This is a genomic window from Ascidiaceihabitans donghaensis, from assembly GCF_900302465.1.
GTDB lineage: Bacteria > Pseudomonadota > Alphaproteobacteria > Rhodobacterales > Rhodobacteraceae > Ascidiaceihabitans > Ascidiaceihabitans donghaensis.
Genome location: NZ_OMOR01000001.1, coordinates 1,303,129 through 1,323,757 on the forward strand (window position 1 = coordinate 1,303,129; position 20,629 = coordinate 1,323,757).

Sequence of the window (20,629 nt, forward strand, 5' to 3'; positions counted from 1 at the left end):
CTCAGAATTTTGACTGGATGCCCAGCGTCACGGACAATTCGCGTGTTTCAAAACGACTGATGTTGGAGGTCTTGCCGCCCGCCCGAACCCGCAAAGACGGTGCGAACCCTGCCACGTCATAATCTGTGAACACCATTGTGACATTCCCATAAAGGGAAGTGTCTTGCCGCCCGCCCGCAACAGGTGTTGGAAGGCCATAGGTGCTATAATCCGTCTGCCCCAGCGACACGCCGGCGCTTAGGGTCATGGGGCCGATTTGTTTGCCAAAACCGTATTCAAAAGTCACCACGCTAGACAGGTAGGATGCATTTGTTGCGTCGCTGCGCACATCTTGCAAGTTCACGCCATAACTAAGTTTGTTGCCGTTCTTCAGCTTCTGATGCACCTTAGCCGAGACCCGCGCAATTGTGCTATCGCGCCGATTGTCGGTGGTAGACCAGCGTTGTTCGATGCTGGCATTCAGGTTCAGGCGGCTTCTATCTGTCAGTTTGTAACTGGGCGCAAAGCCTGCCCGCGCAAATGTGTATTGCGCGTTGTCCGCAGCCCAGGTTTTGCCAACATTTCCACTGACCGTCGCGAATGCGCCTGGTGTTTTTAGCCCAAAGCTGTGGGACAGGCCAATATCGGTATAGGTGCTGCCCAGCTCTGCATTGCTGACATTGGGCGCGGCTGCGCGTGCAGAAGACGACAGTGCGACCCGACGCGTGAAGATCCGAGCATTTAGAACGGTGCGTGTTTTCTTGGTTTGCCGCAGGCGGTACTTGACGCTTAGGTCTGCGGTGCCAACGATACCGGACAAAGCACGACTGCCTGCGCCGATGCTGCCACCTGTCGGCTCGCCATTGATGATATGGGACACGGCGTCAGAGCCATTGTTGACGTTGTCCGACGGTGTCACCGAGAAATTGAACCGCAAGGTCAAAGGGTTGGCTTTTCGCACCTGTGCATAGTTGCGGCCCAGTAATTTGGTGTGCTTTTCATCAGGGGCGTGAAACGCGGCCCTGCGCAACCACAATTGGGCAGCATTGTATCGTTTTTGTTGGTAGGCCAGTTCGCCAGCCTTGCGTGCGGCGTTAAAGGACGCAGACGGTGTGTCGCTGTATTTATACGTCAGCCGTGCAGCATGTCGGGCGAGGTCCGGATTTTTCAGCCGCGTGTGTGCAGCAGTCAGCACCGAATAGGCGTAGGCATCTTCGGGATCCGCCTGCAAAAGGCCCATAGCCAGTTTTCGGGCCAATTCGAAATCACCGCCGCGAATGGCTTGGGCGGCGACACTGCGTGCCTGATTGAGGGTGAGCGTTTCAGTCGGCTGCGGGCTGCCCGGTGTCGCACAGGCAACAAAGGCGGCCACGCATAATGCGCGACGCCCTTTTTGCATGACCTTGGACCGCGGAGCGCCCATCAGTTCTTATGGCTGCGCGTTCAGGCAGACAGGGTCTGTATCGCCAGCTTGGCACAGGTCCAGAACGAACACACCATATTCGATTTCATTGTCAAATTGATCAACAAAATCAGTCAATGACGTGCCTCCGACCATGCTTTCGCCGTTCGGACCGCCGATAACGCCCGCAAAGGTGCCGTTTGTGTCGATTTCACCATCGTCGTCATCGGTCACACCCGCGAAAGACCCATCGTCTTCCAAGGCCCCTTCCACCAAAAAGATGTCTGGCAAAGCTGCAAATTGCACATCATCTGGCCCATCAGCGGCGAGACTACTTTGAAAGACTGCCGTTCGGTTGTAAATCTCGCCTTCAACAGACATGTCGTTCAGGTCGACGTTCACAAAGATCAAACCGCGCACATAGGCCGCTTGATTTGGGGTGTTGATGTCGGGATCAAGTGTGGGGTTGATTGGCAAAAGATCAGTGACGGGGCCGGGTCCGTTCAAACCGGCCGCATATGTGCCGTGATAGGTCACATCGAAGCGGCCTTCGGGGGCGACGGGCGCTGTGTAGGTGCCGGTGCGTTCATAAAACGTGCCACCGAAGAAATCCCCGAATTGTCCGCCTGTCAGAACAACACCCGCTTGAACACCTTCTCGGCTGGCCACAAATGCCGTTGCGTGACGGCCAAGAGGGTCGTTTTGGGCCGTGAACGTCGCGTAGCCGTCGATGTAGGCGGTGTAGGATTGACCGGTTGACGTGGTTAATACCTGCTGGCCTTCAGACACGAAGTTGTAGGTGTTGACCAAAGGCACGCCGTCTTGGGTCAAACCCGAAACGGTCAAAGTCCTGTTGGCGGCGTCATAGTTCAGACTGTCCAGATCGTTTGCGATGGCCGCAGGCACTTCGATGCCGCCGCTGCCAGTCGTGCCGCCTCCGCCTGTTGTGGATGTAAATGGGTTTGAGCTGCCGCCACACGCGGCCAGCACCGCTAACGCGGCTATACCTGTATAAATGCGGGTCATTTGCCCAACCTTTTTGTTTTTTACTGCTGCCTTTGATAAAAAGAATCTCTAATTTGACGCTGTAAGTCAACGCAGATGCAGGGTCGGGGCATTTCTGTCTTTCAACCGTGACGAAAAAACGTCCACGATATAGAGGTACATCTTCGCTAGACCGCTATATAAGGTGACAAGCAATGAGATTCTGTGGCCCGTCCCAAAGAGCCATGGTTCAACAAGGAAACAGACATGCAGCAATACCACGACGCTTTGCGCCATATTCTTGAGCAGGGCGAAGCGTCCTCTGATCGTACGGGCACTGGCACAATTTCGTGTTTCGGTATGCAAATGCGCTACCCGTTGGCGGATGGTTTTCCGTTGGTCACAACCAAGAAAGTGCACCTCAAATCTATCATTCATGAACTGCTGTGGTTCTTGGCAGGCGATACGAACATCGGCTACCTTAAGGACAACGGTGTGTCGATTTGGGACGAATGGGCGGATGGAAATGGCGATTTGGGTCCGGTCTATGGCAAACAATGGCGCGCCTTCGCGTCCGAACGTGGCACTGTGGATCAGGTCGCAAAGCTGATCGAAGCCATCAAAGCCACCCCCGACAGCCGCCGTTTGCTGGTGTCGGCATGGAACCCGGGCCAGATTGACGAAATGGCGTTGCCGCCGTGTCATACGATGTGGCAGGTGCGCATTGTGGGGCGCAAAATGCACTTACAGCTGTATCAACGCTCTGCCGATATGTTTCTGGGCGTGCCATTCAACATCGCGTCCTATGCGTTGCTGTTGCAGATGCTGGCCCATGTCACAGGCTACGAGGCGGGGGATTTTGTGCACACGCTGGGCGACGCCCACATCTATTCAAACCACATGGAGCAGGTCGAATTACAGCTGTCCCGCACCCCCAAACCCCTGCCGCAAATGAAGATTTTGCGGGATGTGGGGTCGATCTTTGATTTCAAATACGAAGATTTCGCCTTGGAAGGCTATGACCCCGATCCACTGATCCGCGCGCCCGTCGCAGTATAGGAGACCACACATGATTACCCTGATTGCAGCCCGCGCCAAAGGCAGCGCCATCGGCAAAGACGGCGACATGCCGTGGCACTTGCCCGAAGATTTGAAGTATTTCATGCGTGAAACCATGGGCGGGGCCGTCATCATGGGACGGCGCACTTGGGACAGCCTGCCTGTGACCCCTTTGAAAAATCGTCTGAATATCGTGGTGACATCCCAAGGCTGCGCAGCAGAACATTGCGTGGGGTCCGTGGACGAGGCCATCGAACTGGCGCACTCCATGGGCTACCACCGCATCTACGGTATGGGCGGCGCTGGCATCTACGGCGCAATGCTACCCATCGCGGACCGCTTGTGCCTGACAGAGGTCGATCTGGAGGTCGAGGGGGCGGACACGTTCTTTCCATCCTTTGACGGGTCGGAGTGGCGGTTGGTGTCTCAGCTGGAGTTGGAAAGCGACGGGCCGCGGTGTGTTGTGGGGGAGTGGGTTCGGGGATGAGCCAAACGTCAAAATGGCATCATTATGTACCCCAAGGTGTTCTGTCGCAATTTTGCTATGAAGGTACCAAATTTTACTACTTTTCTAAGAGGCGGCCCGAAGAGGGGGTTGCCAGTAGAGATATCAGTAAAAAGTTTCGGAAGCGCCACTACTACTCCGTAACTACCCTAAACGGGCAGAGATCGGACGTTCTGGAACGTGAATTCTTACAAGTTCTAGATTCCAAGTTTGCTGAATTTATCAACCAGTTTGTTCAGGTCATATATACTGGAAAAGAGCCGGTTATTGACCTCGAGACAAGGAAATTCTTGCAGCAATTTTTCTACTACTACGCAAAACGGAATCCTGATTTTGCTTCAAATAACGATATTTATGATCAACCTGATTTGGCTATACGAAACGCGATTGAGCGATACCAACGTGAATTTGGAGAGATTGCGCCGTGCAAAATTGATGAAATGCTGGATCCGGAAAAAGTTTCGGAAATTGTCCAGTATGCACACGTTCAATCGCTGGCGCGATCTTCGCCTATGATAAATGAAAGACTCAATCGAATGAGTTTGCATTTTGCCAGCGCCCCTCTTGGAAAGCAGTTTTTGGTTGGCAGCAATCCTGTTGTTCGTTTGGAGAATATGAAAGGGGCACTGTTGGGTGACGGATATGTCGAACTTTGGACAGCTATGACGCCAAAGCTTCTAATTGGTTTCGCTGGACCTAACAGCGGATTTCCATTTCATCTACAAATCGATGCATCTGAAGTCAGAAAAATAAATTTGCAACTGTTCAGGCAAAGTACTGAGGTAGCTGGTTCTAACAAAGCGCTTGTTAATTCCATTGTCTTTTCTAGATAAGCTAAGAGTAGGAAAATTCCCATGCTCACCCTCTCCTCCCTCCCCCCCGACTTCCACGAAAACCCGTTCCCGTACTACGACCAGCTCCTCGCCCACGCCCCCGTCCACCCGCAACCCGACGGGTCCTACATCCTTTCCAAACATGCCGACCTTGAGCGGGTTTACAAAGACACCACCACCTTCCTCAGCGACAAACGCGCGGCCTTTGCGCCGAAGTTCGGGGCCGGCACTCCGCTTTATGAGCATCACACCACCAGCCTCGTCTTCAACGATCCGCCGCTGCATTCCCGTGTGCGCCGCATCATGGCCTCGGCCCTTGCGCCGCGCGCGATACAGCGGATGGAAGTGGGTTTGATCGAGACTGTGGATGCTTTGCTGGACGCGATGCCCTCAAACCCCGACTTGATCGAGGATTTTGCCAGCACCATTCCCATTCAGATCATTGGCAATTTGCTGGACATCCCCATGGACGAACGCGGGCCGTTGCGCGATTGGTCGCTGGCCATTTTGGGGGCTTTGGAACCTGTGCTGTCGGATGCGCAATTGCAGCGCGGGCAAGATGCTGTTCGTGAATTCAAGCTGTACCTTCAAGACCTGATTGCACGGCGCAAGGCGCATCCGGGTGATGTGGACACCGATGTTTTGACCCGATTGATACAGGGGGACACGCAGGGACAGCTAAGTGAAATAGAGTTGATCCAGAATTGCATTTTTATCCTGAATGCGGGGCATGAAACGACCACCAACTTGATCGGGAACGGGTTGGCTGTGCTGCATGATCACCCCGATCAAAGGGCGGCGTTGCGTGAACGCCCTGATCTGATCGCAAGTGCTGTGGAAGAGGTGTTGCGCGTGGCCTCCCCTAACCAGTTTGGCAACCGCGAGACGGCGGAGCAGGTTGAAATCGGTGGCATTGTGATTGCCAAAGGCACCAACTTGCATTTGTGCATCGGCGCTGCAAATCGTGATCGGGATGTTTTTGATGATCCGGACCGCTTTGATGTTTCGCGAAAACCCAATCGCCATTTGGCGTTTGCGGGTGGACCTCATGTGTGTGTCGGCCTGACCTTGGCACGTATGGAGGGACGGATTGCACTTGGTCGGTTTTTGGCGCGGTTTCCCGATTACGAAATTACAGGACGCACCCAAGGCGGGCGCGTTCGCTTTCGGGGATACAGTGCGCTGCAGGCGCGCCTGAACAGCTGAGTTTTACAGGCGGCGGCCCTTGCGCAGCTGTACCACAAGCTCTGCGTTTTCGGTTTCCCAGATTTTGAAACGCTTGTATCCCGCCATCCGGTCGGGGGTGTCAGTGTCTGCAAAGTGGGATTTGATGGCCGCGTAATGGCCTGTGCAGCTTGCTATTTCATCTGCCGTTAACATGCGCTGGGCTGCAGTGTTATCGCAAGCGTAATACAGAGAAAGCAGGCGTAAAAGTTCGATCATGGGATTGTCCTTTCGCCTCCAAACTAGGCGCAATCATCTCTAAATATGGTTAATGATGCGCCCGCGCCCCCTAATTGCGGGGTCTTTGACTGCGTCAGCGTCACAAAAGGGGTAGACGCGGCCCCATGCAATCAGGCAATATTAACCAAAATAAAATGTAACACGTTTAATAAAACGAGGGATGATATGCGTATCAAAACAGCACTTTTGGCAGGTTTGGGCCTGATGGTTATGGGCGCGGCCCCTGCGTTTGCGGATGCAAAAATCTATCCATACCACGCCAAAGCCAACTATTGCCCTGCAGGCCTTCAGCCCATCACTATTTCCGGTGTTATCTGCTGCGGTACGCCCAACCAGTCCATGTCCTACCAGCATGTGATGATGAACGCGGCCAAGCGCCATAAGCCAAAGCGCCACGTACGCCGTGCGAAATCCACATATGATTGCCCGATTGGCACCAAAGGCTGTTCCTGAACCACGTCTTTGCAGCATCGTTTGAAGCTGAATTGAATTTGCAGTGAAAGCGTCCGGCCCCGTAGGCTTGGCGCTTTCATTCATTTTAGGCTTGTGAGGCGCACTTGAAGACCCAAGCCCAAGTCCCATAATTTCCGTCTGTTCTTTTGCCGTGCGCAATAGTAATGACACGGGCGAAGTTTCAAGAAAGGTTCGGTCCGCTGATGTCCCAAGAAATCACCACAGAAGCCCAGTTGCGTGCAGCATGGTATGAATTCTGGAGCGCACGTTCGCATGAAGTCGTCAAATCGGCGAGCCTGATCCCAACGCACCCAACAGCGCCAATGTTCGTGAATTCGGGCATGATGCAATTTGTGCAGTATTTTCTGGACGAAGAACCGGTTCCCTTCGAAACCAAACGCGCGACATCTGTCCAGAAATGTGTACGTGCCGGCGGCAAACACAATGATCTGGACGCGGTTGGTAAGTCTTTGCGCCACCTTAGTTTTTTCGAGATGATGGGCAACTTCAGCTTCGGTGACTACTTCAAGGAAAACGCCATCAAATGGGCGTGGGAATTTGTCAGTGACGTGTTGAAGATCGACACAAGCAAAGTTTGGGTCACTGTTCACATCAGCGATGACGAAGCCGAACAAATCTGGCTGAACGACATTGGCGTGCCTGCGGACCGCATTCAAAGACTGGACAAAGACAATTTTTGGGAAATGGGTGAAACTGGCCCATGCGGCCCCTCAACCGAGCTGTTTTACGACTTTGGCCCGGAATTCGGCCCCGAAGGTGGCCCCGCGAACCCCGACGCAGAACACCGCTTTATTGAATTTTGGAATGTCGTGTTCATGGAGTCCTTCCGTGATTCCTCGGGCACGTTGACGCCTTTGCCAAACCAGCATGTCGACACGGGCGCAGGCCTTGAACGCCTTGTTGGTGTTTTGCGTGGCAGCCCGTCGCTGTATTCCTGTGACACTCTTGAAGCTTTGGTAAATGAAGCCGCAAAAGTATCAGGCAAGACCGTCGGGGCGCACCCCAAAGACGATCAAGCCATGCGCGTTATCGCGGATCACGTCCGGTCTGCGACGTTTTTGATTTCCGATGGCATCATCCCCAGCAATGAAGGGCGTGGATACGTGTTGCGCCGCATTATTCGCCGTGCGGTACGTTTCGCCTATCTGCTTGGGATCATGGATGAAATGATGCCGCACATGGCGGATCTGGCCATTGACACACACAAGAATTACTACCCTGAACTGGACGAACAACGCGATTTGATCCGCAAGACACTGGCCAGCGAAGAAGCGAAGTTCCGCAGTGCGTTGGAAACGGGTTTGAGCATCTTGGGGGCCGAGTTGAAGGGCCTGAAGGGCGACGCGATGTTGTCTGGTGAAACGGCCTTTGTGTTGCATGACACGCACGGGTTTCCGCTGGAAATCACAGCCGAGATCGCGGAAGACGCAGGCCATGATGTGGATGTCGATACATTCCGCAAGTTGATGACCGAACAGCGCGAACGCGCCCGTGCCAGCCGCAAAAAAGGCAACGTCAGCGATCAGGCCATCGACTATAAGGCGATCATGGACGCTTATGGCGCGACCGAGTTTGTGGGGCGCGATACGTATGAGACGACTGCGAAAATCACGGGCTTGGTGGCATCGGACAAAGGCACCGAAGTTGTCTTGGACCGCAGCCCGTTTTATGCCGAAGGTGGCGGCCAGATTGGCGATACTGGCGTTCTGACCCTTGGCAGCGGTCAGGAATTGGCAGTGTTGGACACACGTCCGGCCATGCCGGGATTGCACGCACATATGGTTGCTGCTGGCACTGATGCGGATGGATTGCAGATCGGTGATGCGGTCACGGCCAAAATTGACGCCGTGCGCCGGGGCGCCATCCAACGGAACCACACATCAGTGCACTTGATCCATTGGGCTTTGCGCAAAGTGCTTGGCACCCACGTCAAGCAGCAGGGGTCGTATGTAGGCGCGGATCGTTTGCGTTTCGATTTCAACCACTTCAATCCACTTAGCGAAGATGAGTTGCGCGAGATCGAGGACTTGATTAACGCTCAGGTTCTGTCAAACGCCCCGTGCCAGCACCTGGAAATGGGCCGTGATGAAGCAATCGAAAAGGGGGCTTTGGCCTTCTTTGGCGAAAAATACGGCGACACAGTGCGCGTCATGTTCGCGGGCCCAGAGTCCATCGAATTGTGCGGCGGCACCCACGTCAGCAGCTTGGGACAGATCGGCCTGATCACTATCCTAAGCGAAAGCTCTATCGGGTCGAATTTGCGCCGCATCGAAGCCGTGACCGGCGCAGGCGTGCTGAACGAATACCGTCGCCTGAAAGACGACGTGGCCGCAGCAACTGCAATCGCGGGTGTGCCGGTTGGCCAATTGCAGGACGGGTTGACCCGCCGCATGACGGAATTGTCCGATCTGCAGGCCGAGAAAAAGGCGCTGTCTTTGCGGTTGGAAAACACAATGGCAGACGGGCTGGTTGCACAAGCCGTAAACGGCAAACTGGTTCTGCGTGTCGAAGGTGTTGAAGCTGACGGCCTGAAGCGCTTGGCTGAGACTTTGCAAGCAAAAGGCGATCTGGACGCTGTCGTGATTGGCACAGTCACATCTGCTGGGCGCCCATCTGTCGTGGCCGTGTCCAAAGAAGGATTTGATCAAACGGCCAGTGACATGCTTGACCCGATTTCTGCAGTCATGGGCGGCGGCCATGGCAAACAGCCGCGTGTTGCTGTTGCGGGGGGCAAAGATGCGTCAAAGATCGATGCCGCATTGGACGCTGCCAAGGCGCATCTGGGTCTTTGATCCCAACCGCACTGTAATTTTGCGTACGCGGTATAAAATCCCTACCTGAAATTGCCCAAGCGCCCGGTGTTTTCACTGGGCGTTTTTTCATTTTGAAGGTGCCTTTAGTCTGGCCCAAAGCAAAAAAAATAAACTCGGGCGTTGCAGTACCTTTGAAAGCCCATGCTTTGAAAAATACGGAAAAGATGCGGGATCGTCTGAAAAGCAAATAAGCCACCAAGTGTTCAAACTTGGTGGCTTATTATGGCTCCGGCGGTAGGGATCGAACCTACGACAAATTGATTAACAGTCAACTGCTCTACCGCTGAGCTACGCCGGAACGGTCCGTGCGATATAGCAAGGTGCTTTTACCCCGTCCAGTGGATTTTTCCGATGAATCCCAAAAAAATCCATGATTCATGTTTGTCGCGTGAAAACGGTGTCTGCGGAAAGGTTGCCATTTGGTGTGACTAAATTTTTCCCCATAAGATCAATGAGATGCGCCAGAACGTTACGGGCAGCCGCGCCAAGCAGGGCAGGGGGTGTTTCCGTGTAGATTTGCAGTGCCAAAGCGTGCGCAGTTTTGGGGCCAGTTGCCAAAGCTTGCAAAATGGCCGTTTCACGGGCTGTGCGGTGATCTATCAACCATTGAAGCCGGTCCGCGGGATTTGTCACAGGGGCACCGTGACCGGGATAGAACACACGCCACGGGCGGGCTTGCAGCTTGGCACAAGACGCCATGAAATCGGTCAAATCCCCATCGGGGGGCGACACCAGCGAACTGGCCCACCCCATCACATGATCGGCGGTAAGGCAGGCATCGTTCCATCCCAAACTGATATGATTGCCGATGTGGCCTGGTGTGTGCAGCACCTCAAGGCGCCAGTCTTGGGTGGAAATGACGTCTGAATCGCTAAGGATAACATCGGGTTCAAAGTCCATATCTACCCCTTCGCCGCCGCCTGCGTATCCGGTGGCCGCAAACTCGGCCATTGTGTCTGACCGTCCGGCTGATGGGCCACCAAAGGCCAGAACGGGCGCATCGCAGGCATTTGCCAGTGGACGTGCAAGGGGGGAGTGATCCAGATGGGTGTGGGTCACGATAATGTGGCTGATGCGGTGGTCGGGGCCGACGGCGTCCAGAATCGCCTGAAGATGGGTGTCGCTGGCTGGGCCGGGGTCGATCACAGCGATGTCGGTGCCCCCCAACAGATAGGTGTTTGTGCCACGGTAGGTCATGGGGGACGGGTTTGGTGCCACGATCCGGCGCAATCCGGGTTCCAACGTAACAGCTGCGCCAATTTCGGGATCAAAATCATCTGGTGGTGTCATCGCCCGCCCTTTCGCAGCACGTTTATGGTGGTTAAGGTCTACCTTATGTCTTTCGCATGGCTCAAACACTATATGCCCCGCAGCTTGTATGGCCGTGCTGCTCTTATTCTGTTGCTGCCGGTGGTGGTGTTGCAGATTGTTGTGGGTGTCGTTTTCACACAGCGTCACTTTGAAGACGTGACTTTGCAGATGTCGGATGCGGTGGTGCGCGAATTGCGGCTGGTGTCACATTTGATTGAAAATCAGGGTGTGGACGCGGTGGCGCGTGATTTGCCAGAGCTGGCCATTCAGGCGCGATTGGTTGCGCCTGATGCGTTGCGCGAAGCTGATGGCCGCAACTGGGATGATTTTACCGGTCGCGTTATCATTTCACGTCTCAATCGCGTCATGCCGGAAGTGGCCACGGTGGATCTGAGGAACAGCAAGATGGTTCGCCTTGTGTTGGACTTGCCCTCTGGCGCCTATGAGCTGGTGTTTGACAGGCGGCGGATTTCGGCAGCCAATCCGCACCAATTGCTTGTGAATATGGTGTTTTTCAGCATTGTCTTCACGATCATCGCCTTGATTTATTTGCGCAACCAGTTGCGGCCGATCAAACGCCTGGCGATGGCAGCAGATGCTTTTGGCCGCGGGCAAAGCACGCCTTATGCGCCATCCGGTGCCACAGAGGTTCGCGCAGCGGGCACGGCTTTTTTAAGCATGCGGAACAGGATTGAACGTCAGATTGAAACGCGCACGTTGATGTTGTCCGGTGTCAGCCATGATTTGCGCACCCCTTTGACCCGCATGCGGCTTGCGCTGTCCATGCTGGACGACGCCGAACGCGAACCACTGGAACAAGACGTCGCGGAAATGCAGTCGATGATTGATGCGTTTTTGGATTTCTCTAAAGGGGCCCATGAGGGCGAACAGGAACCTGTGGATATACCGGCTTGGATGGCATCGGTTGTTGAAGACGCACAACGGGCCGGACAGAACGTGTCGCTGATCCACGCAGAGGGCACAGGAGAGGTCATGCTGCGGGTAGGGGCCATGCGCCGCGCGGTGGGAAACTTGATCGGCAATGCCGTGCGCTACGGAACAAAAGCGGAAGTGTCGTTTGATCTGACGGAGAAATCCTTGCGAATCCGGGTTGAAGACAACGGGCCTGGCATCCCCGAAGATCGCCGCGCCGAAGCACAGCGCCCCTTCAGCCGTCTGGACGCGGCCCGCAATCAGGACAAGGGCGGCAGTGTGGGCTTGGGCCTTGCCATCGCGACGGATGTGGCGCGCGCCCATGGCGGGGTGTTGCGTTTGGGGGGATCAGAACGTCTTGGTGGTTTGAAAGCTGATATCGTCATCGCAAGGTAGGGTGCCGTGAGGGAACGGTTGACCTGTTGTCTCGCCCTTTCTAACCTTTTGAAAAATAGGAGATATTCAGATGAACCCGTATGACGTAATCAAAGCGCAACTTGGGCAGGTCGTGCCATTTCAAAATCACGTGGGCATCGAATTGCTTGAGGTTGGCGACGGTGTTGCATCGGCGCGTATGACGCAACGCAAGGAAACGTCCAATCACATTTCCACACAGCATGCCGGCGCAATGTTCACCTTGGGTGAAGCCGCTTCTGGTGCTGCAATGGCCGGTGCTATGGCGCCTGTGATTTTGCAGGTGCGTCCCGTGGCGGCCAAGGCGGAAATTGCGTTTACCAAAATTGCAAAGGGCACTTTGACAGCCCATGGCAAGACGTCCCAACCCAGTGCAGCACTTTTGGACGAACTGGAAAAGGTCGGCAAAGTTTCCTTTGAAGTTCAAGTGGATATCAAAGACGAAGAGGGCGACACCGTTGTCGAAATGCGTATCGATTGGCACCTCAGCAAGCGGTCTTAAGGGACTGATTTTAGCCTTTGTAAAAAAACTGCAAATTTGTCGATTTCCCCGCTTGACGCGCCCCAGCACTCGCCATAGAACCCACAACACGCAGTGTGCGGTTGTAGCTCAGTTGGTTAGAGTGCCGGCCTGTCACGCCGGAGGTCGCGGGTTCGAGCCCCGTCAACCGCGCCACTGCGAATTATCCAGAATACGAAAAATGTGACAATTTCCCTTCGGGGAAAGCTGCCTGAAATGGCGGCTTTTTACGGTGTTTTGGCCTTACAGGCAGTACCCGAGGTTGTTTTCCAAACTCAGGTCCAATTCGGTTTTCAAAAACGATGTATCACTTTGTGATAGCGTTTTTGGTGTATCGGGACGTGCATCAACCGATGGTTTAAACTTCGCGCCTAAACGCTTCATCACCGGACGAAATTTATCGTGTGGTGATGTAAAGGCCAGCGTGTGTGACAGTTGTTCTAGCGTGGCCTGTGGTGCGGCCACGGCGGTTTCCAGACGCAATACAATGCAGGTGCAATCACGGTTCAGATAGCTCAGCAATCCGCGCAGCTTTGCGGTGCGCAACGCAAACAGTGTATCGAAACGTTTGCCTGTCATCGGATCACGGTCGTATTGCAGTGGCTGCCCCAACGTCTCGGTTTCGCCATCAAAGTAACGTGGCCGATCTATGATCGTGTCCCAAGGGCTGCGTATGAAATCGGAGAAGGGCAACGATTGCATGGCCGGTGTCGTATGCCACGGTTTCGCGTGCATGGACCGCACCCAATCCACGGGGTCGCGTACCACGCAAACAACCCCCAGATCGGCCGGGATTGCGCGCATGTTCGCAAAGCCGTGTTTCCAACCCAAACCTTCGGTCGGGGTCAATGGACTGTTGCGTCCCAGCAGACGTTTAACAAAGTTTGTTCCCGATGACCGTTCCCCAAGCACTTGATATCGCGTTACCTTTTCACCTGATGTGATGGCGTGAAAACCGGTGGTTGCGAAGGAATGGGGCAGGGGCATGGGACTGGCATCTTTGCGTGAATTTTAGGATTCTCTTTTATCAGTCAAAGCGGTACTGTGCGAGACAAAGCGTGACAAAGCGCGGATATAAGGGGTTGGCGATGCAGACTGTGGCAGCTGTGACGATGGTACGGGACGATGCGTTCTTTCTGAAGGCGTGGTTGCGTCACTACGGTGAAATGTTTGGCCGCGAGAATTGTTACATCGTCAACCATGGCCGTGGCGCAGAGGTCGCGGCATTGGCCGAAGGCTGCAATATCATCGGTATTCCCGGCGATCCCCACAAGAATTTCGACGTCAAACGCTGGGGGTTACTGAACAATATCGTGGGCGGGCTACGTCGCTACTACAAACATGTGATTGTTGGTGATGTAGATGAACTTGTCGTTGTTGATCCCGATTTGGGCGGCAGCTTGTTGGATTTTGTAAAGGATGCACCGGAGGGGCGTGTGGTCACGCCTTTGGGGCTTGAGGTCATTCATCGTATTGATCTGGAACCTGATGCGATTGACGACGTTATTTTGGGGCCGCGCCGCTACGTGCGTCCTGCGCCACATTATTCCAAGCCGTGCATCGTCTCGGCCCCTGTGAAAATAGCAAGGGGCGGGCACTTTACCCAGTATGACAAGGTACATGCACCCGATGAATTGTTCTTGATGCATCTGAAATTCTGCGATTTCGGGGCGTATGTCGGCGTTATGGACCACCGTAACGATGTCACGGCTTCTGTGCAGGCAAGCATCAAAGACGCATCTATCGGGCGCCACTGGTTCGCAGAGGCGCGTGGCGAAGACCGAGCAGTTTTTGAAGCTTTTGCAGAGTTGGAGCTGCAAGATGACTTTAATATGCATCCCTTGCGCCGCAAAATGCGCCGCAGCTTCAAACCACGCGGCGAGACGGGATTTTTCCACTTTGACCGGCCTGAATACAACACCCAGTACAAGTTGCCAGAGCGCTTTAACGGTTTGATCTAAGCCTTTGTCCTGTTGGCATTAACTGTTTGTTCAGAAACTGCGCATCAACAAGCCACCTGCAATTGCGGCGACCACCAAACCTGCCGATATTTCAATCAAGGGGACCGCGCGGCTTAGCATTCTGCTGCCTGAAAACCCTGCCAGCAATCCGCTACGTACAGACACGGCCGCCCACCCTGTTGCGATTGTCACAAGGGCTGTGCCGATGGCCATGGCGAAGGTGCCAACAATGCCGGCCAGCGGGATGCCCATTTGCCAAGTGATCAACAGCACAAACAGCGCACCGGTGCAGGGGCGGATCGCGATACCGGCAATCAACAGGGCCGCCTCGCGCAGGGATTCTGCTTTTGCCACTTGCTCCGGGGTGGGGCCATGTGCATGGCCGCATGTTGAACAGGTCGCGCCAAGGCCCACGTGCACGTGCCCGGCTGTGCGGGCATGCCGGACCCCGCGCCACACCAACCAAAGTCCGATCAAGCCGATGGCAACGTAGCTGACGGGTGCCATGATCTGATCCGCGGTGTCGGTCAGAACGTCGCGGCCCAATGACAACACGAGAACCCCTGCATACACTAAAACAATGGCGCTGACCGCTTGGCCAAGGCTTGCAGCAAGGCTAATTGCCGACAAGCGCCAAACCGAAACACGTACCCCAAGCCCGTATCCGCCAATCAGTACCTTCCCGTGGCCGGGTCCGATGGCGTGAAAAAAACCGTATGCAAAACAGGCTGTGAGCAGTCCGATAAGCGCTCCGGGTGTGCCTGCCCGCAAACCGCGCAGCGTACGGGCGATTTGGTTTTGAAAGTCCCGTTGTGCCTCAGCCGCCCAAATTGCCAAACGGTCCAACCCGCCTGTGCCCCATAGAAAGGCCAACAGGCAAAGCGCAAGCGCTGAGGCCAGTGCAAAGATCAGATTGCGGGACATGTGATTTCGATTTTTGGGGCAAATTTCTCACCCAAGGCCGGAAATCCTTCACCTTCCAGATCCACATTGGGATCAAGCTGCGCAATTTGGGTGCGCATATCTTCCAGTGCCGCGTCAATGTCAGGGGAAATCAGGGTTTCCTGGCATCCGACACCCCCGGTGATGATTGTGGGTCGGGTGACGTCGTATGCTGTGTAAAAGCCCGCATCATAGGGTTTTAGCGTTAAGGTTTCAGTCAGGGTCGGGGCGCCTTCCACAGCACGCAAATGTGTGGTTGTGATGATGCCATCAGTCATAATTGCGGTGTAATCCATCGGGGCCGACAGCTTTAGTTTGCGTCCCGCCGATATGGCATCCAGATCTCCATCGTATCCGGGGATCCATTTCATATCGAAGCCGGTGATCAAGGCCGTCTCTTTTGGGGTTAGCGTCCCGTCGCCATCTTGATCAATGTCGAAATCTTCTGCCAGCAGCAGGGAATAGAGATCGTCGTAAGACCATGACACCCGGATATGGGTGACGTTGTTTTGAGCGTCCACAAGAACTTCAAAGCGGGTATCCACAAAAATATGCGGATGTGCCGCCGCTTGGGTGCCGAACGACACGGGCCACAGAGCCAGCAAGAGGGCAGGGGAAATACGCATGGCTCACAGGTAAACGTGGCAAAGCGATGGTGCAAGAGGGGCGGGGCAAAACCGCCGAAGGATGCAGGGAAGATGGACGCGCGTTTCGCAAGGCGGGGCACGCAACGCCAACGGCACAACAAAAACACCAAAACCGGACGCAATGGTTTGCTGGTCGACGCGATTGTCTGCTAGCATCGTCACAAAAGAAGTTGAGGGTTATCAAGTGCATCACAGGTTCCACGTATGAGACGTTTTCTGGACGCGACATTGGGCCGTTTCATGCGGCATTTTCTATTTATTCTGGTGCGCACCTACTATGCGTTGTTTTACAATGTCAGCTGTTCAAACAAGCACTTGTTGCAAGACACGCCCGGGGCTTTGATCCTGTCCACTCACGTCAGTCGCCACGATGGCCCCATGCTGGCCGCGATCCTTTACACCACAGCGCGATTGCGCCCCACAGTGCATTACAACGAATACTACAGCTGGTCGCAGTGGCTGCCTATGCATGTGGTGTCGGCGATCCCTATGAGTTCCCCGAGAAAATGGCCTGCCGAAAAGCGTCAAAAACGCAAAGAAGACACGCTTGAGATCATTCACAAGGTGATGGAAAACGGCAGCTGCATTTTGCTGTTTCCCGCGGGCCGGGTGCGTAGGCAGGAACGCGAGATCATCAAGCCGGGCCTGTCGGGGGTTCATGACATCATGGGGTACGCGCCCGATACGCCTGTTATGGTTTTGCGCATTGATGGCTTGGGTAAATTTCAAACCGCCAGATACGATGGGTTCTGGAGTTTTCTAGGCATCAAGAAAGGACGTCGTCACGTCAATGTGCGCCTTGACCGTGTGACGCATCTGGACCCTTCGAAGCCATTGGACGACTTCAACGCAGAGCTTGAAGAGCTTCTGAATTCCTGACGCTGCCAGCAGTTTCTGCATTTGGCGGCCCGGGGCCGGTTCGCATGTGGCGTCACGCAGCCTTGGGCATCTTGGCCTAACGTGCCTTGTGTGTCCGTGATCCTATCCCAAAGCATAGCACCTCTAGGCAAATTGCCGAACAAATAGACCTTTGCAGGCCTGCCTGAAATTGTTGGCCTTGGGTAGCTATCACTCATCCCTTTCAGTGTGAGGACTGAGAAAATGATGATGAGTGACAAAAGGACAGGGCGTGTCGTCGCCTTGTTGGCAAGTGTGATGTTGGTGACGCCTGACCTTGGTCGTGCAGGCACAAAAACCGCCAAACCCATGCAGCCATCGACGGTTTTCAATGCTGAAAAGCGGAAAAAGACCAAACACGACATCGGGCAGCACCTGTCTTATTCGATGTATTCAAGCTTTCGGTATCAGGGCGAACACAATCGACGCCGCGATGAAGGTATTGATGACCGCACCGAAGAATACGCGCTGTATCTGGGATTTGTAGGTCGTGCTGATTTGGGACGTGGCGTGATTGCGTTTGGTCACGCTGAATTGGACACGCGGTCAAAGTCTACGCAGGACCGCAGATATGACCTTGCGACCCAATGGAGGACCAAAGAAGCTTTCGTTTCGTTCAAGGTGGGTGCGCAAGCCCGCATTACAGTTGGACGAATGCGTTTTTCCGACCCGCATAAATGGGTGGCCGATTTGGCCGTGGATGGCGTCCATTACGGCCACAAAGGCAAACAGCAGGTCACAGAGTTTGCGGTGTTCCGGGGGACAGGTGACGTAACCGCGTCTTATCTAATGGCGCATCACGGACGTGTGATGGAGCAAAATCGATACGGTGTCTTGGCACTTCTCGAAAATGATAGTCCAGACACCCGCGCCCATCTCGCAGGCTACGCCAATGTATTCGTGTCCAAGAAAGTGTCATATGAATTGAACCTTAGTGCGGTCATTGGCGATGCTGCAAACGGCAAAAACGCAGGCTTTGGAATTGATGTTAGATCAATCCGAAAATTCGGCACAAATGACCTGAATCCGCAAATGATGTTCGGGTTCGCGGCGGGCACCGAAGGTTATCGGCAATCCGGTTTGCATTCCAACAAAACCTACAATCGCGGCCAAACGCAGGTGCACCGGTATGGGTACGCTTTTCAACCTGAGCTGACCAATCTGGTTGTGGGGTCACTTGCTGTTGGTGTGCGCCCGTCACGCAAGTTGTCCGTTGATCTTGGCGTTCATGCCTACGCACAGTTCAGCAAGTCCACAACAGGCCCAAGTGCGCGATTTCACGGGGCAACAAACGGAAACTCCGCCTTCCTTGGCACCGAAGTCAGCCTTGTTGGCGCTTGGCGGCCTGGCAAAAAAACCAAGGTCGAATTTGGTGTCGGACATTTCAACCCTGGCCCTGCCTACATCGACCAGACCCCCGCAACCCGCGTCTACCTGCGTATGACAGCAACATTTTGAGGTGTTCACTATGACACGTTTCCCATTTCTTTCGGCAATGTGCATGTCGATCTGTTCGGCAGGGTCTTTCGCATCAGCCAATGACACCAGTCTTTATGCCGAAGCCCTGCCGGAGGATGTCAGTTTCGTGCGGTTTTTCGGGTATGATTACCAAGACAGCGCCGAGTTTGCCGGTTTCACTTTTGATCTGATCGCCGAAGACGCGAACAAGTACCTTCCTGTGGCTGCGGCCGATCTGGACAATGTCGAAGCGGGATCTTTCGTTTCGATCCTGCGTGACGAAAAAGGCACCCGGATCATTGTTCCAGAAGCCCCTCGACCGCGTCAATCCAAAGTGTCGTTGTTGTTGGTGAATGGCTCTGACCGGCCCCTTGCGTTGCGCTTGGCTGATGGTTCCGTTCCGGTCATCGAAACCGTTGTGCCTGCGGCCTCCGCTTTGCGCGAAGTCAATCCGGTGGCCATCACCTTGGGTGTTTTTGCAGCTGATCAAGACACCCCGATCGCTACGTTTGATGTCGCGCTGCGCCGGGGACAAAATGTCAGCTTCGTTGCCGATGGCGACGGTGTTCGCATGATTGAAAATCAATTTGCGCCTCTGGCCAAGTAACGGACCATCAAAAGGGCTGATGTCATGATCTTTTCAAGCGCCATCTTTGTGTTCGGGTTTTTGCCGCTGTTTCTGACAGCTTACTACTGCGTCCCCAAATCTGCCCGTTCGGTCATAATCTTGATTGCAAGCTATGCGTTTTATGGCTGGTGGCGCATCGACTATTTGGTGGTTGTTTTCGGGATGTCCGCAATCAGTTATTTGGCTGCGTTTGTTGCGTATTCTGCGCCAACTCAAGCCGTCAAAAAATGGGCGGTCCGTTTGGGGGTTTGCTTTGATCTGGCGGTGTTGGGCTATTTCAAATACACGATGTTCGTGATGTCCGGCCTTGCCGATCTGTCGGTCGCAATGGGCGGCGCAGACATCACGGTACCCGCGATTATTCTGCCGATCGGGATCAGCTTTCATACGTTTCAATCCATCAGCTATATCATTGATGTTGCCAGAAAAGATGCGCTGCCCGCGCGAAATTTCATCGATTTTCTGGCATTTGGATCCTTGTTTCCCCAGCTGATCGCGGGGCCGGTTTTGCGCTACAAAGACCTTGCGGATCAATTTGCCAACCGCACCCACACAGCCGAGAAGTTTTTACAAGGTGTCGCACGGTTCGCCCAAGGATTGGCGATGAAGCTGCTGATCGCCGATAACGTCGCGCCGCTGGCTGATCGTGTGTTTGATCTGGCACATCCAACGGCCGCTGAAAGCTATCTGGGCGCGGGCGCCTATTCGATCCAGTTGTTGTTTGATTTTGCCGGATACTCTGCCATGGCGATTGGCCTTGGTCTGATGATCGGTTTCCGATTTGTCGAAAACTTCAACGCGCCCTACACCAGTCAATCCATCACAGAATTCTGGCGTCGGTGGCATATCAGCCTGTCTTTGTGGTTGCGTGACTATCTGTATTTGCCGCTTGGCGGTAATCGCCGCGGTTCGGTGCGGACCTACATGAACCTCGCTTTGACGATGGTTCTGGGTGGCCTGTGGCATGGTGCCAACTGGACCTTCATCTTGTGGGGGGCATGGCATGGTGGCTGGTTGGCGATAGAACGCGCTTTGGGGGCAAAATCCAAAACCAGCGTCTGGCCAGCTTTGGTGGCATGGCCCCTGACGATGGGTATCGTGATGATCGGGTGGGTGATGTTTCGCGCGGCGACCGTCACAGACGCGTTCATCATCTATGCAGGTATGGTCGGGTCGAACGGTTGGGCATTGTCTTCAAACTTTGCATGGCAAATTCAATCCGTTGAAATCGCAATGCTGGCGTGTGGGGTGCTGTTTTCATTATGCGGACGCCATCTTGGCACGCTAGCGAGACAAACACCCGAGGTTTTGCGCGTGACGTCTTCTTTTGCGTTGATGGGCTTAGCCTGTGTGGCCTTGCTGTCTCAAAGCCACTCTCCCTTTTTGTATTTCCAGTTTTGAAAGC

Annotated in this window: 20 protein-coding genes and 2 tRNA genes; 14 read left to right on the top strand and 8 right to left on the bottom strand. The window is 54.4% G+C overall.

Annotation, left to right across the window (positions count from 1 at the left end; all coding sequences use genetic code 11):
- Window position 1: 1 nt before the first annotated feature.
- Window positions 2–1,378, bottom strand: coding sequence for a tetratricopeptide repeat protein (locus ASD8599_RS06515; protein ID WP_181364423.1), 1,377 nt, complete (start codon window positions 1,376–1,378; stop codon window positions 2–4).
- Between the two features lie 30 nt (window positions 1,379–1,408).
- Entirely contained in the window at window positions 1,409–2,407 is a 999-nt protein-coding gene (locus tag ASD8599_RS06520; protein WP_108827787.1) for a hypothetical protein, read from the bottom strand.
- Between the two features lie 225 nt (window positions 2,408–2,632).
- Here ASD8599_RS06520 and ASD8599_RS06525 point away from each other — a divergent pair, with 225 nt between their 5' ends.
- The 4 genes from ASD8599_RS06525 to ASD8599_RS06540 are packed head-to-tail and all read left to right on the top strand — an operon-like array spanning window position 2,633 to window position 5,968.
- Window positions 2,633–3,424: a thymidylate synthase gene (locus ASD8599_RS06525; protein WP_108830042.1), complete on the top strand. Its 792-nt coding sequence runs from the start codon at window positions 2,633–2,635 to the stop codon at window positions 3,422–3,424.
- Between the two features lie 10 nt (window positions 3,425–3,434).
- Window positions 3,435–3,911 carry a dihydrofolate reductase gene (locus ASD8599_RS06530; RefSeq protein ID WP_108827788.1) on the top strand — a complete coding sequence of 159 codons (477 nt, stop codon included), beginning with the start codon at window positions 3,435–3,437 and terminating at the stop codon, window positions 3,909–3,911.
- A complete protein-coding gene (locus ASD8599_RS06535) occupies window positions 3,908–4,762 on the top strand; it encodes a DUF4238 domain-containing protein (RefSeq protein ID WP_108827789.1) in 855 nt (284 codons plus the stop codon). The genes ASD8599_RS06530 and ASD8599_RS06535 overlap by 4 nt, the downstream gene beginning before the upstream one ends.
- Window positions 4,763–4,783: 21 nt before the next feature.
- On the top strand, window positions 4,784–5,968 hold the full coding sequence (locus tag ASD8599_RS06540; protein ID WP_108827790.1) for a cytochrome P450: 1,185 nt from the start codon (window positions 4,784–4,786) through the stop codon (window positions 5,966–5,968).
- A gap of 3 nt (window positions 5,969–5,971) precedes the next feature.
- Here the strand turns inward: ASD8599_RS06540 and ASD8599_RS06545 are convergent, their stop codons facing one another.
- The gene (locus tag ASD8599_RS06545) at window positions 5,972–6,205 is read right to left on the bottom strand and encodes a hypothetical protein (RefSeq protein ID WP_108827791.1); all 234 of its coding nucleotides are present in this window, start codon (window positions 6,203–6,205) and stop codon (window positions 5,972–5,974) included.
- A 186-nt stretch (window positions 6,206–6,391) separates the two neighbouring features.
- Here ASD8599_RS06545 and ASD8599_RS06550 point away from each other — a divergent pair, with 186 nt between their 5' ends.
- Complete coding sequence (locus tag ASD8599_RS06550) at window positions 6,392–6,679, top strand: hypothetical protein (RefSeq protein WP_108827792.1); 288 nt, start codon at window positions 6,392–6,394, stop codon at window positions 6,677–6,679.
- A gap of 203 nt (window positions 6,680–6,882) precedes the next feature.
- Window positions 6,883–9,492 carry an alanine--tRNA ligase gene (gene alaS / locus ASD8599_RS06555; RefSeq protein ID WP_181364424.1) on the top strand — a complete coding sequence of 870 codons (2,610 nt, stop codon included), beginning with the start codon at window positions 6,883–6,885 and terminating at the stop codon, window positions 9,490–9,492.
- A 244-nt stretch (window positions 9,493–9,736) separates the two neighbouring features.
- Here the strand turns inward: alaS and ASD8599_RS06560 are convergent.
- Together ASD8599_RS06560 and ASD8599_RS06565 are read right to left on the bottom strand one after the other, a co-directional pair.
- Window positions 9,737–9,811, bottom strand: a tRNA-Asn gene (locus tag ASD8599_RS06560).
- A 77-nt stretch (window positions 9,812–9,888) separates the two neighbouring features.
- Complete coding sequence (locus tag ASD8599_RS06565; protein ID WP_108827794.1) at window positions 9,889–10,803, bottom strand: MBL fold metallo-hydrolase; 915 nt, start codon at window positions 10,801–10,803, stop codon at window positions 9,889–9,891.
- A gap of 45 nt (window positions 10,804–10,848) precedes the next feature.
- On the opposite strand from ASD8599_RS06565, the gene ASD8599_RS06570 reads away from it, so the two are divergent.
- The 3 genes from ASD8599_RS06570 (at window position 10,849) to ASD8599_RS06580 (ending at window position 12,847) form a co-directional block, all read left to right on the top strand.
- On the top strand, window positions 10,849–12,153 hold the full coding sequence (locus ASD8599_RS06570; protein WP_108827795.1) for an ATP-binding protein: 1,305 nt from the start codon (window positions 10,849–10,851) through the stop codon (window positions 12,151–12,153).
- Window positions 12,154–12,223: 70 nt separating this feature from the next.
- Entirely contained in the window at window positions 12,224–12,673 is a 450-nt protein-coding gene (locus tag ASD8599_RS06575; protein WP_108827796.1) for a DUF4442 domain-containing protein, read from the top strand.
- A gap of 97 nt (window positions 12,674–12,770) precedes the next feature.
- Window positions 12,771–12,847 (top strand) — tRNA-Asp (locus ASD8599_RS06580).
- A gap of 87 nt (window positions 12,848–12,934) precedes the next feature.
- Here ASD8599_RS06580 and ASD8599_RS06585 read toward each other — a convergent pair.
- On the bottom strand, window positions 12,935–13,678 hold the full coding sequence (locus ASD8599_RS06585; protein WP_108827797.1) for a hypothetical protein: 744 nt from the start codon (window positions 13,676–13,678) through the stop codon (window positions 12,935–12,937).
- A gap of 101 nt (window positions 13,679–13,779) precedes the next feature.
- Between ASD8599_RS06585 and ASD8599_RS06590 the strand changes: the two genes are divergently transcribed.
- Entirely contained in the window at window positions 13,780–14,652 is an 873-nt protein-coding gene (locus tag ASD8599_RS06590) for a glycosyltransferase family protein (protein ID WP_108827798.1), read from the top strand.
- A gap of 30 nt (window positions 14,653–14,682) precedes the next feature.
- On the opposite strand, the gene ASD8599_RS06595 is transcribed toward ASD8599_RS06590, so the two are convergent.
- Window positions 14,683–15,576 carry a nickel/cobalt transporter gene (locus tag ASD8599_RS06595; protein WP_108827799.1) on the bottom strand — a complete coding sequence of 298 codons (894 nt, stop codon included), beginning with the start codon at window positions 15,574–15,576 and terminating at the stop codon, window positions 14,683–14,685.
- Window positions 15,561–16,220: a DUF1007 family protein gene (locus ASD8599_RS06600; protein WP_108827800.1), complete on the bottom strand. Its 660-nt coding sequence runs from the start codon at window positions 16,218–16,220 to the stop codon at window positions 15,561–15,563. The genes ASD8599_RS06595 and ASD8599_RS06600 overlap by 16 nt, the downstream gene beginning before the upstream one ends.
- A gap of 225 nt (window positions 16,221–16,445) precedes the next feature.
- On the opposite strand from ASD8599_RS06600, the gene ASD8599_RS06605 reads away from it, so the two are divergent.
- The 4 genes from ASD8599_RS06605 to ASD8599_RS06620 all read left to right on the top strand — a co-directional run bounded on the left by ASD8599_RS06605 (window position 16,446) and on the right by ASD8599_RS06620 (window position 20,625).
- On the top strand, window positions 16,446–17,120 hold the full coding sequence (locus tag ASD8599_RS06605) for a 1-acyl-sn-glycerol-3-phosphate acyltransferase (RefSeq protein WP_108827801.1): 675 nt from the start codon (window positions 16,446–16,448) through the stop codon (window positions 17,118–17,120).
- Between the two features lie 222 nt (window positions 17,121–17,342).
- Entirely contained in the window at window positions 17,343–18,596 is a 1,254-nt protein-coding gene (locus ASD8599_RS06610) for an alginate export family protein (RefSeq protein ID WP_108827802.1), read from the top strand.
- 10 nt (window positions 18,597–18,606) lie between these two features.
- Window positions 18,607–19,203 (top strand): alginate O-acetyltransferase AlgF, encoded by a 597-nt coding sequence (locus tag ASD8599_RS06615; RefSeq protein ID WP_108827803.1) that lies wholly within the window; start codon window positions 18,607–18,609, stop codon window positions 19,201–19,203.
- 24 nt (window positions 19,204–19,227) lie between these two features.
- On the top strand, window positions 19,228–20,625 hold the full coding sequence (locus ASD8599_RS06620; RefSeq protein WP_108827804.1) for an MBOAT family O-acyltransferase: 1,398 nt from the start codon (window positions 19,228–19,230) through the stop codon (window positions 20,623–20,625).
- The last annotated feature ends 4 nt before the right edge of the window (window positions 20,626–20,629 follow it).